This is a genomic window from Kineococcus sp. NBC_00420, from assembly GCF_036021035.1.
Lineage (GTDB): Bacteria > Actinomycetota > Actinomycetes > Actinomycetales > Kineococcaceae > Kineococcus.
In genome coordinates this window covers 957,516-971,912 of record NZ_CP107930.1, presented here as the reverse complement: position 1 = coordinate 971,912, position 14,397 = coordinate 957,516, and the positions used below count along the sequence as shown (strand labels likewise).

Annotated in this window: 15 protein-coding genes; 10 read left to right on the top strand and 5 right to left on the bottom strand. The window is 73.0% G+C overall.

What is annotated here, in order from left to right:
- Positions 1-13: 13 nt before the first annotated feature.
- Positions 14-979, top strand: coding sequence for an RNA polymerase sigma factor WhiG (gene whiG / locus OG218_RS04785; RefSeq protein WP_328292059.1), 966 nt, complete (start codon positions 14-16; stop codon positions 977-979).
- A gap of 14 nt (positions 980-993) precedes the next feature.
- On the opposite strand, the gene OG218_RS04780 is transcribed toward whiG, so the two are convergent.
- The 3 genes from OG218_RS04780 to OG218_RS04770 form a co-directional block, all read right to left on the bottom strand.
- Positions 994-1,530: a murein hydrolase activator EnvC family protein gene (locus OG218_RS04780; RefSeq protein WP_328292058.1), complete on the bottom strand. Its 537-nt coding sequence runs from the start codon at positions 1,528-1,530 to the stop codon at positions 994-996.
- Between the two features lie 95 nt (positions 1,531-1,625).
- Positions 1,626-1,964 carry a TraR/DksA family transcriptional regulator gene (locus OG218_RS04775; protein ID WP_328292057.1) on the bottom strand — a complete coding sequence of 113 codons (339 nt, stop codon included), beginning with the start codon at positions 1,962-1,964 and terminating at the stop codon, positions 1,626-1,628.
- Positions 1,961-3,118, bottom strand: a complete 1,158-nt coding sequence (locus OG218_RS04770) for a pyridoxal phosphate-dependent aminotransferase (protein ID WP_380162472.1) — start codon at positions 3,116-3,118, stop codon at positions 1,961-1,963. The genes OG218_RS04775 and OG218_RS04770 overlap by 4 nt, the downstream gene beginning before the upstream one ends.
- Positions 3,119-3,454: 336 nt before the next feature.
- Here OG218_RS04770 and rpsB point away from each other — a divergent pair, with 336 nt between their 5' ends.
- From rpsB to OG218_RS04735, 7 genes are all read left to right on the top strand, one after another.
- Positions 3,455-4,414, top strand: a complete 960-nt coding sequence (rpsB, locus tag OG218_RS04765; protein ID WP_328292055.1) for a 30S ribosomal protein S2 — start codon at positions 3,455-3,457, stop codon at positions 4,412-4,414.
- Positions 4,415-4,527: 113 nt separating this feature from the next.
- On the top strand, positions 4,528-5,355 hold the full coding sequence (gene tsf / locus OG218_RS04760; protein WP_328292054.1) for a translation elongation factor Ts: 828 nt from the start codon (positions 4,528-4,530) through the stop codon (positions 5,353-5,355).
- A gap of 186 nt (positions 5,356-5,541) precedes the next feature.
- A complete protein-coding gene (gene pyrH / locus OG218_RS04755; RefSeq protein ID WP_380161583.1) occupies positions 5,542-6,303 on the top strand; it encodes a UMP kinase in 762 nt (253 codons plus the stop codon).
- A 70-nt stretch (positions 6,304-6,373) separates the two neighbouring features.
- Positions 6,374-6,931 carry a ribosome recycling factor gene (frr, locus tag OG218_RS04750; RefSeq protein WP_328292053.1) on the top strand — a complete coding sequence of 186 codons (558 nt, stop codon included), beginning with the start codon at positions 6,374-6,376 and terminating at the stop codon, positions 6,929-6,931.
- 23 nt (positions 6,932-6,954) lie between these two features.
- Complete coding sequence (locus OG218_RS04745; RefSeq protein ID WP_328292052.1) at positions 6,955-7,845, top strand: phosphatidate cytidylyltransferase; 891 nt, start codon at positions 6,955-6,957, stop codon at positions 7,843-7,845.
- A 41-nt stretch (positions 7,846-7,886) separates the two neighbouring features.
- Positions 7,887-9,062: a 23S rRNA (adenine(2503)-C(2))-methyltransferase RlmN gene (rlmN, locus tag OG218_RS04740; RefSeq protein ID WP_328292051.1), complete on the top strand. Its 1,176-nt coding sequence runs from the start codon at positions 7,887-7,889 to the stop codon at positions 9,060-9,062.
- On the top strand, positions 9,059-9,643 hold the full coding sequence (locus OG218_RS04735; protein WP_328292050.1) for a DivIVA domain-containing protein: 585 nt from the start codon (positions 9,059-9,061) through the stop codon (positions 9,641-9,643). Before rlmN ends, OG218_RS04735 begins: the two co-directional genes overlap by 4 nt.
- Before the next feature lie 3 nt (positions 9,644-9,646).
- Here the strand turns inward: OG218_RS04735 and OG218_RS04730 are convergent, their stop codons facing one another.
- Together OG218_RS04730 and OG218_RS04725 are read right to left on the bottom strand one after the other, a co-directional pair.
- Entirely contained in the window at positions 9,647-10,042 is a 396-nt protein-coding gene (locus tag OG218_RS04730) for a PPOX class F420-dependent oxidoreductase (RefSeq protein WP_328292049.1), read from the bottom strand.
- Entirely contained in the window at positions 10,033-11,442 is a 1,410-nt protein-coding gene (locus OG218_RS04725) for a PucR family transcriptional regulator (RefSeq protein WP_328292048.1), read from the bottom strand. The genes OG218_RS04730 and OG218_RS04725 overlap by 10 nt, the downstream gene beginning before the upstream one ends.
- An 85-nt stretch (positions 11,443-11,527) precedes the next feature.
- On the opposite strand from OG218_RS04725, the gene gabT reads away from it, so the two are divergent.
- Together gabT and OG218_RS04715 are read left to right on the top strand one after the other, a co-directional pair.
- A complete protein-coding gene (gene gabT, locus OG218_RS04720; RefSeq protein ID WP_328292047.1) occupies positions 11,528-12,883 on the top strand; it encodes a 4-aminobutyrate--2-oxoglutarate transaminase in 1,356 nt (451 codons plus the stop codon).
- A gap of 26 nt (positions 12,884-12,909) precedes the next feature.
- Positions 12,910-14,376, top strand: a complete 1,467-nt coding sequence (locus OG218_RS04715) for an NAD-dependent succinate-semialdehyde dehydrogenase (protein WP_328292046.1) — start codon at positions 12,910-12,912, stop codon at positions 14,374-14,376.
- Positions 14,377-14,397 lie beyond the last annotated feature (21 nt).

Here is a 14,397-nt window from a genome sequence, read left to right as displayed (position 1 = left end):
TTCCGACCTGCGCGTGGTCGAGGATGGACAGGAGCGCACCATCGACACCGCCGGAACGACCGAGGCCGACCAGAAGACCAACCGGGCCGTGGAGGCCGCCGCGGACGCCGCGGCCGGCAACGGGGCGCCGGTCGACGAGAACCGCCCGGCGGGTCGACCGCAGGCCAACGCGCGCTTCACCTCCCGCAAGGGTCCGCAGACCCCCGAGCAGGAGCAGGCCGAAGCGGCGTTGCGGGCCATGTGGGAGGAGTTCAAGTCGGACGCCGATCCCGCGGTCCGCGAGCGGCTGATCATGCACTACTCACCGCTGGTGAAGTACGTCGCCGGTCGCGTCGGGGTGGGGCTGCCGCCCAACATCGAGCAGGCCGACCTCGTCTCCTACGGCATCTTCGGGCTCATCGACGCCATCGAGAAGTTCGACATCGAGCGCGCCATCAAGTTCGAGACCTACGCGATCTCCCGCATCCGTGGCGCGATCATCGACGAGCTGCGCGCGATCGACTGGATCCCGCGCTCGGTGCGCAGCAAGGCCCGTGAGGTCGAACGCACCTACGCCTCCCTCGAGGGTGAGCTGCACCGCACCCCGACCGAGGTCGAGGTGGCGGAACGGATGGGGATCGCCCTCAGCGACCTGCACCACATCTTCAGCCAGGTGTCCTACGTCAACGTCGTGGCCCTGGACGAACTCCTCAGCGTCTCGGGGGAGAAGGGCGACAAGCTCTCCCTGGTCGACACCCTCGAGGACACCAAGGCCGAGGACCCGGTGCAGTCCTTCGAGAAGGAGGAGACGAAGTTCCTCCTCTCCCGGGCGATCAACCAGCTGCCCGAGCGGGAGAAGATCGTCGTCACGCTCTACTACTACGAGGGCCTCACCCTGGCCGAGATCGGTCGCGTCCTCGGGGTCACCGAGTCCCGCATCTGCCAGATGCACACCAAGGCCGTCCTGCAGCTGCGCGGCAAGCTCTCCGACGCGGAGTAGCCCACGGCGGCAGCTCACGGCCGACCCAGCGGCAGCAGGACGGGCGCGGCGGCCCGCAACCGGCCCAGCGGGTCCAGGTAGCGGTCACCGTCGCGCAGGCCGAGGTGCAGGCAGTCGGTCGCGCAGTGCGCCGGCCCCGACAGCGTCCCCAGCGGTTGACCGGCCCTGACCCCGTCCCCGCTCGACACCAGTGGGGCGAGGGGTTCGTAGGTCGTCCGGAGTCCGTCGGCGTGCAGCACCACCACGACCTCCCGGCCGGCCACCGACCCGGCGAACGTGACCGTCCCGCCGTCGACGGCGACGACCGGCTGGCCGGGGGACGCGGCGAGGTCGACCCCGCGATGACCCGCCTCGTAGCGACCGACGTGCTCGAACTCCCGCAGCACCCGCGGCGGCTCCACCGGCCACACCCAGGACCCGACGACCGCGAGCGTCGTCGGCGGGGACGCCGGTGCGGGGACGGTGGTCACCACCACCCCGGCCATCCCCCCGGCCAGCCCCACCGCCGAGGCGAACGCGACGAGACCGGTCGGGACGGCGGAGGGCAGCACCGGGACAGCCTCACCCGCCGAGCACCCCGTCGAGCGTCCCGGCGGACCGGCCGGGCGTGGTCTGTGGACGGCGCGACCCTGTGCACGGGTCGTCGTCACCGTCGTCCGGCGCACTCCACGCACGTCGTGGTCCACGGCCGGGCCGCGAGCCGTTCCGGGGCGATCGCCCGCCCGCAGACCGCGCAGGTGCCGAACCCCGGGTCCCCGACCCGTGCGAGCGCGTCGTCGAGGGCGTCGAGGCGCTCGCGCACCTGCGCCAGCACGGCCGCGACCTGAGCCCGCTCGAACGCCGTCGTCGAGCCCTCGGGGTCGTGCTCGTCGTCGGCCGTGCCCTCGGCGGCCGCCTCCAGCGCACTGGCGAGCTCTCGCTCCAGCCCGGCCGCCCGCACCGCCGCGTCGGCCCGTTCCGCCCGCAGCGTCTCGCGCAGGCTCACCGCGAGCGCAGGGCCTGCAGCCGGTCGCAGGCTTCCTCCAGCACCGCGTCGGACTTGCAGAACGTGAACCGGACCAGCGGCTCGACGGCCTGCGCGGCAACGCTCCCCGGTTCGCAGAACGCCGACACGGGGACCCCCACGACCCCGGCCAGGTGGGGGAGTTCGCGGCACAGCGCGGTGCCGTCGGAGTGACCGAGGGGTCGCGGGTCGGCGACGACGAAGTACGTCCCGGCCGGGACGGACACCGCGAACCCGGCCGAGCGCAGCCCGGCGACGAGCAGGTCGCGCCGCCGTTGCAGGTCGCCGGCGAGCTCGGAGTAGAAGGAGTCCGGCAGTGCCAGCGCCGCCGCGACCGCCGGCTGGAACGGGCCGGCGTTGACGTAGGTGAGGAACTGCTTGACGGTGCGGACCGCGGCGACCAGCGGCGCCGGGCCGCTGACCCAGCCGACCTTCCAGCCCGTCACGGAGAACGTCTTCCCCGCCGAGGACACCGTCAGCGTCCGCTCGGCCATCCCCGGCAGGGTCGCCACGGGGACGTGGACGCGGCCGTCGAAGACCAGGTGCTCGTACACCTCGTCGGTCACGACGACGGCGTCGAACTCGACGGCCAGGGCGGCGACGGCCGCGACCTCCTCGGCGGAGAGCACCGCCCCGGTCGGGTTGTGCGGGGTGTTCAGCAGGACGACCCTCGTGCGCTCGGAGAACGCCGACCGCAGCCCGTCGCGGTCGAGGACGAACCCGTCGGGACCGGGGAGGAGGGGCACCGAGCGCTGCACGGCCCCGGCGAGGGCGATGACGGCGGCGTAGGAGTCGTAGGTCGGTTCGAGCACCACGACCTCGTCGCCGGGTTCGCACAGCGCCAGCAGGCTCGCGGCGACCGCCTCGGTGGCCCCGGCGGTGACCAGGACCTCCGACGTGGGGTCGAGGGCGAGCCCGTAGAAGCGGCGCTGGTGCTCGGCGACCGCCTCGAGCAGCGCGGGGACGCCGATGCCCGGCGGGTACTGGTTGTGGCCCGAGCGGATCGCGGTGACGGCGTCGTCGAGGATCGAGGCGGGGCCGTCGGAGTCGGGGAAGCCCTGCCCCAGGTTGACCGCCCCGGTGCGCACCGCGAGCGCGGACATCTCGGCGAAGATCGTCGGCCCGAAACGTCGCATGCGGGAGACCACGGGACTCCCCGCCGGAGTCGTCGCGGGGGCCGGGGAGGGCGCCGACGCGCCGCGGTCGAGACCAGTGCTCACGCGTCGTAGACTACGGGGGCACCCGGTACGCGCTCCGTGGCAGCGGAGTCCTCGGACTCCCGACCTCGGTGCCGCGTCCAGGGTGACATCGCGTCCCCGCTCCCTGCTCCGACGCAGGGGGAAGCACCCTTTCGGTCCACCCGGTCCACCGGGTGGTGGGGTGCGCCACGAGGACCAGGCGCGGCGAGCCGACCGGCACGCTGCGGACGAACCGATCGGCCCCGAGCGGGGCCGACACGAGGAGGACCACCCATGGCCGTCGTGACGATGCGCCAGCTGCTCGAGTCCGGTGTGCACTTCGGACACCAGACCCGCCGCTGGAACCCCAAGATGAAGCGCTTCCTCTTCACGGAGCGCAACGGCATCTACATCATCGACCTGCAGCAGTCGCTGTCGTTCATCGACCGCGCCTACGACTTCGTGAAGGAGACCGTCGCCCACGGCGGTTCCATCCTCTTCATCGGCACCAAGAAGCAGGCTCAGGAGTCCATCGCGGAGCAGGCCGCCCGCGTGGGCATGCCCTTCGTGAACCAGCGCTGGCTCGGCGGGATGCTGACCAACTTCCAGACCGTCTCCAAGCGGATCGCGCGCATGCGTGAGCTCGAAGAGGTCGACTTCGACGACGTGGCCGCCTCCGGCCTCACGAAGAAGGAACTGCTGGTCCTGAGCCGCGAGTACGCCAAGCTGACCAAGACCCTCGGCGGCATCCGCGACATGACCAAGGTCCCCTCCGCGGTGTGGATCGTCGACACCAACAAGGAGCACCTCGCCGTCGACGAGGCGAAGAAGCTGAACATCCCCGTCGTCGCGATCCTCGACTCCAACTGCGACCCCGACGACGTCGACTACCGCATCCCCGGCAACGACGACGCGATCCGTTCCGTCACGCTGCTGACCCGCGTCATCGCCGACGCCGTCGCTGCGGGCCTGCAGGTCCGCCACGGTGGCAAGTCGGAGTCCGACACCGAGCCGCTCGCGGCCTGGGAGCAGGACCTGCTCGCCGGCAGCGAGGGTGAGCAGTCCGGTGGCTCCGAGTCCACGGCCACCGCCGAGGCCTCCACCGCTCCGGAGGCCGCCGAGGCCGAAGCCGCCGAGGGCCAGCCGGCCGAGGTCGCTGCCGAAGCGCCCGAGGTCGACGCCGCCCCCGAGGCCGACGCTGCCCCCGAGGCCGACGCTGCGGCCGAGCCCGCCGAAGCCGCTGCCCAGGCCTGAGGCCCGCAGCACCTGACACAGGACGCCTGTGGTGACGCCCCGGGCCGTGAGGCCCGGGGCGTCCGCGCGTCCGCTCCACCCGAGAACCCCGATGGACGACGAGAGGAACGACCGTGGCTGCGTACACCGCCGCTGACGTCAAGGCGCTGCGCGAGAAGACCGGCGCGGGCATGCTCGACTGCAAGAACGCGCTCGTGGAGTCCGAGGGCGACGTCGAGAAGGCCATCGAGCTGCTCCGCATCAAGGGCCAGAAGGGCGTCGCCAAGCGCGAGGACCGCGACGCCTCCAACGGTCTGGTCGTCGTGCACACCGAGACCGGTCTCGGCGTCATGGTCCAGCTCAACTGCGAGACGGACTTCGTCGCCAAGAGCGCCGGCTTCGTCGCCCTCGCCCAGCAGGTGCTCGACCAGGCCGTGGCCGTCAAGGCCACCGACGCCGAGTCGCTGCTGGCCTCGGAGCTGGACGGCAAGAGCGTGCAGGTGGTCCTCGACGAGGCCAACGCGACGATGGGCGAGAAGATCGTCCTGGCCCGCGTGGCCCGCGTGGAGGGCACGCACGTCTCCGCCTACCTGCACCGCACGGCGAGCGACCTGCCGCCGACGATCGGTGTGCTCGTGGCCCTCGACGGGGCCAACGAGGAGGTCGGCAAGGACGTGGCGATGCACGCCGCGGCCATGAGCCCGGTCTACCTCACCCGCGACGAGGTCCCGGCCGAGAAGGTCGAGAGCGAGCGCCGCATCGCCGAGGAGACCTCGCGGGCGGAGAACAAGCCCGAGGCCGCCCTGCCGAAGATCATCGAGGGTCGCGTGAACAGCTTCTTCAAGGACAACGTCCTGCTGGAGCAGCCGTTCGCGAAGGACCCGAAGACGACGATCACCAAGCTGCTGGCCGCGGCGGGCGTGAACGTCACGTCGTTCGCGCGCTTCCGCGCCGGCGCCTGAGCACCACCGCAGTGACGTGGACGGGGCGGGGAGCCCGACGAGAGTCGGGTCTCCCCGCCCCGTTCGCGCGTCCGGGCGTCCCGTCCGGACCAGTGGCGGGTCACTGAGCGTGACCCGCGCACCGCGTCTGGGGCAGACTGCCCCGACACCGCCGACCGACCCCTGCACCCCCCGAGGAGCCACCGCGTGAGCGAGCCGAGCCTGACCGTCGACCTCGAAGCCGGCACCGTGCAACCGCGCCCGGCCTACCGACGGGTGCTCCTCAAGCTCTCGGGCGAGTTCTTCGGCAACGGTCAGGTCGGTGTCGACCCCGACGTCATCTCCGAGGTGGCCCGCGAGATCGCCGGGCCCGTCAAGCAGGGGGTGCAGGTCGCCATCGTCGTCGGTGGCGGCAACTTCTTCCGCGGCGCGGAGCTGTCCCAGCGCGGGATGGAACGCAGCCGTGCCGACTACATGGGCATGCTCGGCACCGTGATGAACGCCCTGGCCCTGCAGGACTTCCTCGAGCAGCAGGACGTCTCCACGCGCGTCCAGACGGCCATCACGATGGGTCAGGTCGCCGAGCCGTACATCCCGCGCCGCGCGATCCGGCACATGGAGAAGGGCCGCGTCGTGATCTTCGGCGCGGGTGCCGGCATGCCCTACTTCTCCACCGACACCGTCGCCGCCCAGCGGGCGCTGGAGGTCCGCGCCGACGTGGTCCTCATGGCGAAGAACGGTGTCGACGGTGTCTACACGGGCGACCCGCGCACCGACCCGAACGCCACCAAGATCGACACGATCAGCTACGCCGAGGCGATGCGCAAGAACCTGCGCGTCATCGACCAGACGGCCTTCAGCCTCTGCATGGACAACCGCCTCCCGATGATGGTCTTCGGGATGGAGGGCCAGGGCGTGGCGCGCGCCCTGCGGGGTGAGAGGATCGGCACGCAGGTGATCGCCGACTGAGCCCGCCGGGCGGATCGACGGCACCACAGGCGGACAGCACGCGCCGGACGCAGGACGAAAGGGACCACCCGTGATCGACGACACGCTCCTCGAGGCCGAGGAGAAGATGGAAAAGGCGATCGAAGTCGCCAAGGGCGACTTCGGTGCCATCCGGACGGGCCGGGCCAACGCGGCGATGTTCCACAAGATCATGGTCGACTACTACGGTGCGCCGACCCCGCTGCAGCAGCTGGCCAGCTTCCAGATCCCCGAGGCGCGCTCGGTGCTCATCACCCCCTTCGACCGGGCGGCGATGACCGAGATCGAGAAGGCCCTGCGCAACTCCGACCTCGGGGTGAACCCGGGCAACGACGGCAACGTCATCCGGATCGTGCTGCCGCAGCTGACCGAGGAACGCCGCAAGGACTACATCAAGATCGCGCGCACCAAGGCCGAGGACGCCCGCGTCTCGCTGCGCAACGTGCGCCGTCGGGCCAAGGAGGAGCTGGACCGCATCGTCAAGGACGGTGAGGCCGGCGAGGACGAGGTCGCGCGGGCGGAGAAGGAACTCGAGTCGGTCACCAAGCGCCACGTCGACGCCGTCGACGACCTGCTGAAGAACAAGGAAGCCGAACTGCTCGCCGTCTGAGCGACGGGGACGCGAGGCGCGACGTGACGGGCGAGACGACGGGGACCCCGACGACGGGGACCCCCCACCCTCCCAGGGCTCCCCGGCGGGCGGGCCGCAACCTGCCCGCCGCCATCGGCATCGGCGTCGGCCTCGGTGCCGTGGTCGTGGCCAGCCTGTTCATCCGGCGTGAGGCGTTCGTCGTCTTCACCAGCGTCGCGGTGCTCTACGGCTGCGTCGAGGTGGTGCGGGCGTTCCGCGCGCGCCACCTGCGGGTCCCGGTCCTGCCCCCCGTGGCGGGCACCCTGGCCATGGTGCCGGGGGCCTACCTCGGCGGGGGCGAGACGTTGTTCGTGGCCTACGCGCTCACGGTCTTCGCCGTCATCGTCTACCGCCTGCTCGGTGACGGCGGCGACCACGGGGCGGTGACCACCGTCCCCGCCGTGCGCGACGTCGCCGGCGGCATCTTCATCGTCAGCTACGGCCCGCTGCTGGCCGGTTTCGCGATGCTCATGCTGGCCGCCGACCAGGGGCCCTGGCGGGTTCTCGTCTTCGTCATCCTCGTGGTGGCCAGCGACGTGGGTGGCTACGCGGCGGGGGTCCTGTGGGGCAAGCACCCCATGGCGCCGTCGGTGAGCCCGAAGAAGTCGTGGGAGGGGACGGCCGGCTCCGTCGTCGTCGGTGCCCTCGCCGGGGCGATCGCCCTGCCGTTGGCGCTGGGCGGGCCGTGGTGGGGCGGGGTCCTGCTCGGGGTCGTCACCGTCGCCGTCGCGATCCTCGGCGACCTGTCCGAGTCGATGCTCAAGCGCGACCTCGGCATCAAGGACATGGGCACGCTGCTGCCCGGTCACGGCGGGGTCATGGACCGCCTCGACTCGCTGCTGCCGGCGGCGCCGGTGGTCTACCTGCTGCTGCTCTGGCTCGTCCCGGCCTGAGCGCGTCGACGACACCTGCGGGCCCTTACCATGGAGTCACGATGACGACTCCTCCGGATGCCCCCACCCGTGAACCGCTGCCCCTGGCGCCTGCCGGCCCCGGCAAGCTGGTGATGGCCGCCCCCCGCCGCGGCAAGCCGCCGCGCCACTTCGTCGACCTCGAACCCGAGGAACGCGGCCCGGCGATGGTGGAGCTGGGGGAGAAGGCGTTCCGCGGCAAGCAGCTCGCCACGCAGTGGTTCGAGCGCCTCGAGGACGACCCGGCGAAGATGACGGACCTCCCGGCCGCGAGCCGCGACCGGATCGCGGCGGCGCTGCTGCCGACGGTGCTGACGCCGATCCGCACGCTCACCGCCGACGCCGGCAAGACGATCAAGTCGCTCTACCGGATGCACGACGGTGCCCTCGTCGAGTCCGTCCTCATGCGCTACAAGAACCGCGACACCATCTGCATCTCCAGCCAGGCCGGCTGCGGGATGAACTGCCCGTTCTGCGCCACCGGTCAGGCGGGTCTGACCCGCAACCTCTCGACGGCCGAGATCGTGGAGCAGGTCACCGCGGCCTCCCGTGCCCTGGCGCGCGACGAGGTCCCCGGCGGTCCCGGCCGCGTCAACAACGTCGTCTTCATGGGCATGGGCGAGGCGCTGGCCAACTACAAGTCGGCCGTCGCCGCCGTGCGCCGCCTGGTCCAGCCCGCCCCGGACGGCCTCGGCATCTCCGCCCGCGGCATCACGATGTCGACGGTCGGCCTCGTCCCGGCGATCGACAAGTTCGCCCAGGAGGGGATCGCGGCGACGCTGGCGCTGAGCCTGCACGCCCCCGACGACGAACTGCGCAACGACCTCGTCCCGATCAACCAGCGCTGGAACGTCGCGGAGGCCCTCGACGCCGCGCGCCGCTACTTCGAGGCGACGGGCCGCCGGGTCAGCATCGAGTACGCGCTGATCCGCGACATCAACGACCAGGCGTGGCGTGCGGACCGCCTCGGCAAGCTGCTCAACGCCCGGGGCCGCGGCTGGGTGCACGTCAACCCGATCCCGCTGAACCCGACCCCGGGATCGAAGTGGACCGCCAGCGACCCGGCCGTGGAGAAGGCGTTCGTCGCCGCCCTGGAGAACCGCGGCATCCCGACGACCGTGCGCGACACCCGCGGCAGCGAGATCGACGGGGCCTGCGGGCAGCTCGCCGCGATCGGCCCGGAACAGCCGAAGGCATGACCCAGAGCGTCGAGGGCCTGCCCCTGTCGCAGCTGCTGCAGGAGCGGCCCTCGCGCCTCAAGGGTCTGCGACGCGGCTACCGCGTCGAGGACGTCGACGTGTTCTTCGACCACATCGCCCAGGCCGTCCCGGCCGGGCGCGTCGCCTCGGGACAGGTCCGAGCCGTCGGCTTCGGCTCGCAGTTCGGTGGCTACGACGTCGCCGACACCGACGCCCTGCTCGCCGAGATCGAGGACGGTCTGGCCCGTCGCGAACGTCAGCGCTCGCTGGCCCAGAGCGACCAGCGGCCGTTCACCGAGCGGCAGGCCGCGCTCGGCGCGGCGGTCTCGGGACGTCTGAAGGAACCGCGCGGGGAGCGCTTCCCCCGCGCCCGCGGCCTGCGCCGCGGCTACCGGCCGGGCGACGTCGACGCGCTGTGCGAACTGCTCGCCGACCACTTCCGGGGCACGACGAAGCTCAGCGCCGACGACGTGCGCACGGCGCTGTTCCGTCCCCGCCGGGGCCGCCGCGGCTACCGCGAGGCCCCCGTCGACGCGTTCCTCGACCGCGTCGTCGAGCTCATGGTGACCTTCGAACGCTGAGGGTCACTCCCAGGGCGGGACGGACCCCAGCACCCGGTCCACCGTGAACGCGACGACGACCCGCGCCGGGTTGGGGCGCGGCGTGCGGTAGCGGGCGGCGTAGCGCCCCTCGGCGTCGGCGACCGACTCCGCGTCCTCCAGCACGTACCCGACACCCTCCAACGCCAGCCAGCGCCGCCCGTCGACCTGCGCGACGACGACCCGGGAACCCCGCCGCGCGTGCACGGCCTTGCGCGACGTCCCCGACGTGATGATCCGCACCGTCCCCGCGTCGAAGGTGAACCCGACGGGCACGACGTGCGGGGACCCGTCGGCGCGCAACGTGGTCACCGTCGCCAGGTGGCGCTCCGTCAGGAACTCCAGCGCGCTCGCGGGCAGGTCGTCAGGGTTCAGGGCCATGCCCCGAGTTTCGCAGCCGGGGGCCCGGCCCTCCCCGGGGAGGCACCGAGGGCACCCAGCGCGAGCCACAGCTCGGCCCGGTCCGCCGCGGAGTCCATCGAGGAGCCCAGCAGCCCTTCGAGGCGCGCGATCCGCTGCCGGACGGTGTTGCGGTGCACCCCGAGGGTGTCGGCCGTGGGCTGGCGCGCCCCGTGGTGCTCCAGGAACGCACGGGCGCTCGCGAGGAGGACGTCCGCGTCGGCGCAGTCCAGCACGGGCGCCAGCCGCTGCCGGGCCCAGGGCCCGACCACGTCGGCGTCGAGGACGTCGTCCAGCGACCCCGTCCCGGCCAGGGGCCGGTGCGCTCCGGTGCGCGCGTGGGCGGCGTCGGCCGAGCGGACCCCCTCCGCAGCCCGGTCGAGGGGTACGGGGCGACCCACGCCCCAGCGCGCCCCGGGCGGCGGGGTCCCGACGGCGTCCGGGGGCAGGACGGCGTGGTCCTCGCCCCGCCAGACCGCCGGCGGCGGCGTCCCGCTCCAGCGGAGCACGACGAGCGGGTCGGGCAGCGGGTGGCCGACCCCCTCCGCCAGCCGGGCGGCGATCGCGGGCCGGTCGCCCAGCACCAGGTCGACGACGGCGCTCGCCATCCCCGGGGGGACGAACGAGCGGGCCGTGAGCAACCCGAGCAGGGCCGCCGCCGTGCCGATCGTCGCGTGCGCGGCCCGTGGGGTGTCGGGGGCGAGGGAGACGAGCAGCCAGCCCGTCCCGTCGGACCCGGTGGCCCGCAGCAGCAGCGACCGGGTCGGGGACACGTCGGTCCAGCTCGCCCGCGCCCCCTGCCCCTGGATCCGGTGCAGTCCGGCGACGGCCTCGGCGGGGGGTGGGGTCCTCGTCGTGGCGGCGCGGACCCCTCCGCCGGGGGCCAGCGACCAGGCCTGCCCGCGCACGCTGCGAGCCACCCGCCGCAGCACGGCGTCGACGCCCTCCGGTCCGGCGGCGTCGACGGCCAGCTCGCGCTGGGTGCGGGCGGCGGCGGCCTCGGCGTCGTTCTCGCTGCGCCGCAACAGGTCCGCCAGACGACGGGAGATCGCGATGAACGGGGTCGGTTGTGGGACCTCGAGGAGCGGCAGACCGCGTGCGGCGGTGGCGGTGACGAGCGCGCGCGGCACCGAGCGGTGGCTCAGGCCCACCCCGAAGCCGGCCCCCGCCACCCCGGCGTCGACGAGGCGGTCCACCCAGTCCGCCCAGCCGGCGCGCGGGGTCCGCAGCCCCGTGGTGAGCAGCAGCTCCCCGCCCTCCAGGAACGCCGTGGGGTCGTCCAGCTCGCTGGTCGCCACCCAGCGCACGGGGGCGCCGGGATCGCCGCCGACCAGGCGCAGCGCCAGCGAGGGGGTCGCCACCAGGTCGGCCAGGGTCACCACGGTGGCAGTCTCGCACTGCGTGACCGGTACCGACAGTGCACTCCTGACACTGACGTCGAGGGGGCGACGCGCCTAGGTTCGGGCCATGACGACCCTCAGCCACGACGTGAGCACCGGCGGCCCCACCCTTCCGCAGGAGATCCGGTTGCGGACCGAGGTGCCGGGCCCGCTCTCGCGCGAGCTCGCCGCCCGCCGCAGCGCCGCCGTGAGCGCCGCCGTCGGGTCGTCGATGCCGTTCTACGCCGCCACCGCCGGCGGTGGGGTCGTCGTCGACGTCGACGGGAACTCCTACGCCGACCTCGGCTCCGGCATCGCCGTCACCACCGTCGGCAACGCCGACCCCGCCGTCGCCGCAGCCGTGGCCGAGCAGGTGGCGCGGTTCACCCACACCTGCTTCATGATCACGCCCTACGACTCCTACGTCGAGGTCGCCGAGCGGCTCAACGCCCTGACCCCCGGCGACTTCGCGAAGAAGACCGCCCTGTTCTCCACCGGGGCCGAGGCCGTCGAGAACGCCGTGAAGGTGGCCCGGGCCCACACCGGCCGCCAGGCCGTGGTCGTCTTCGACCACGCCTACCACGGCCGCACCAACCTCACGATGGCGATGACCGCCAAGAACATGCCCTACAAGAACGGCTTCGGCCCCTTCGCCCCCGAGGTCTACCGGGCCCCGCTGAGCTACCCCTTCCGCGACGGCCTCGACGGCCCGACCGCCGCCGCCCGTGCCATCCACACCATCGAGAAGCAGGTCGGCGCCGCGAACCTCGCCGCCGTCGTGCTCGAGCCGATCCAGGGCGAGGGGGGCTTCATCGTCCCGGCCCCCGGCTTCCTGCCCGCCATCGCCACCTGGGCGAAGGAGAACGGCGTCGTCTTCGTCGCCGACGAGGTCCAGACCGGGATCGCCCGCACCGGCGCGGCCTTCGCCAGCCACCTCGAGGGGATCGAACCCGACCTCGTGACCATCGCCAAGGGCGTCGCCGGCGGTCTGCCGCTCGCGGCCGTCACCGGCCGCGCCGAGATCATGGACGCGCCGGTCCTCGGCGGTCTCGGCGGCACCTACGGCGGGAACCCCGCCGCCTGCGCCGCCGCGATCGCCACCCTGGACACCCTGGAGCGGGAGGACCTGCCGGCCCGGGCGCGCCGGGTCGAGGGCATCCTCTTCTCCCGGCTGCGCGCCCTGGCCGCCCGGGACCCGCGCATCGGCGACGTCCGCGGCCGCGGCGCGATGGTCGCCGTCGAGCTCGTCGAACCCGGGACCACCACCCCGGACGCGGCGCTGGCCAAGCGGGTCGCCACCGACGCCGCCCAGCACGGCGTCATCGTCCTCACCTGCGGCACCGACGGCAACGTCCTGCGCTTCCTGCCGCCGCTGAGCATCCCCGACGCCCTGCTGGAACAGGCCCTGGACGTGCTCGGGACCGTCTTCGAGAACGCACGCTGAACCCCTCCGAAAGGCAGGATCGAGCCATGAGCACCGAACAGCGCGAGAAGGAACTCCTGAGCGGGGTCCCCACCGGACTCTTCGTCGGCGGCGCCTGGCGCGCCGCCGAGGGTGGGCGCACCGTCGACGTCGAGGACCCCTCGACCGGGCAGGTCCTGCTCGCGGTCTCCGACGCGAGCGTGGCCGACGGCACCGCGGCCCTCGACGCCGCCGTCGCGGCCTTCCCCGGCTGGGCCGCCACCCCGACCCGCGAACGGGCCGAGGTGCTGCGCCGCGCCTTCGACCTCATCACCGCCCGCGCCGACGACTTCGCCCTGCTCATGACCCTCGAGATGGGCAAACCCCTGGCCGAGGCCCGCGGTGAGGTGACCTACGGCGCGGAGTTCTTCCGCTGGTTCTCCGAGGAGGCGCCGCGGATCTCCGGCCGCTACGCCCAGAACCCCGTCGGGGGTTCCCGGCTGCTCACCCTCAAGCAACCCGTCGGGCCGGTCCTCGCGATCCTGCCGTGGAACTTCCCGCTCGCCATGGGCACCCGCAAGATCGCCCCGGCGCTCGCCGCCGGGTGCACCATCGTCGTGAAGCCCGCGACGCAGACCCCGCTCACGACGCTGCTGCTGGCCCAGGTGCTGGCCGAAGCCGGCGTCCCCGACGGGGTCGTCAACGTCGTCACGACGACGTCGACGGCGGAGGTCGTCGAACCCCTCGTGCGGGACCCCCGGCTGCGGAAGCTGACGTTCACCGGTTCCACCGCGGTCGGTCGCAAGCTCGTCGAGCAGTCCGCGCAGCAGCTGCTGCGGGTGTCGATGGAACTCGGCGGCAACGCCCCGTTCCTGGTGTTCGACGACGCCGACCTGGACGAGGCGGTCGACGGCGCGATGCTCGCGAAGATGCGCAACACCGGGGAGGCCTGCACCGCGGCCAACCGGTTCTACGTCCAGCGCGGCGTCGCGGAGGAGTTCTCCCGCCGCCTCGCGGAACGCATGGGGTCGTTGAGCGTCGGCCGGGGGACGCAGGACGGCGTCCAGGTCGGACCGCTCATCGACGCCCGCGCCCGTGACGGTGTGGCGCAGCGGGTCTCCGAAGCCGTCGACGCGGGAGCGAAGGTCGTCGTCGGTGGGTCGACGGTAGGGGAGAGCGGGTACTTCTACGCCCCGACCGTCCTCACCGACGTGCCGCTCGGTTCCCGTCTGCTCACCGAGGAGACGTTCGGGCCGGTCGCCCCGATCGTCGTCTTCGACGAGGAGTCCGAGGGCGTCGCGTTGGCCAACGATACCGAGTACGGCCTCATCGGTTACGCCTACACCCAGGGTCTCGACCGGGGGATGCGCGTCGCCGAGGCGCTCGAGACCGGCATGGTCGGCCTCAACGCCGGGGTCATCTCCAACGCCGCCGCGCCGTTCGGCGGGGTCAAGGCCAGTGGTTTCGGCCGCGAGGGCGGGGCCGAGGGGATCGAGGAGTACCTCGAGACGAAGTACGTGAACTTCCCCCTCTGAGGACGGGGCGACCACGAACGG

Excerpts from the sequence above, each read along its gene's own strand:
- rlmN (WP_328292051.1), top strand. The coding sequence starts at position 7,887 with ATGACGACTCCTCCGGATGCCCCCACCCGTGAACCGCTGCCCCTGGCG.
- OG218_RS04770 (WP_380162472.1), bottom strand. The coding sequence starts at position 3,118 with ATGCGACGTTTCGGGCCGACGATCTTCGCCGAGATGTCCGCGCTCGCG.
- OG218_RS04735 (WP_328292050.1), top strand. The coding sequence starts at position 9,059 with ATGACCCAGAGCGTCGAGGGCCTGCCCCTGTCGCAGCTGCTGCAGGAG.
- gabT (WP_328292047.1), top strand. The coding sequence starts at position 11,528 with ATGACGACCCTCAGCCACGACGTGAGCACCGGCGGCCCCACCCTTCCG.
- OG218_RS04730 (WP_328292049.1), bottom strand. The coding sequence starts at position 10,042 with ATGGCCCTGAACCCTGACGACCTGCCCGCGAGCGCGCTGGAGTTCCTG.
- OG218_RS04715 (WP_328292046.1), top strand. The coding sequence starts at position 12,910 with ATGAGCACCGAACAGCGCGAGAAGGAACTCCTGAGCGGGGTCCCCACC.
- rpsB (WP_328292055.1), top strand. The coding sequence starts at position 3,455 with ATGGCCGTCGTGACGATGCGCCAGCTGCTCGAGTCCGGTGTGCACTTC.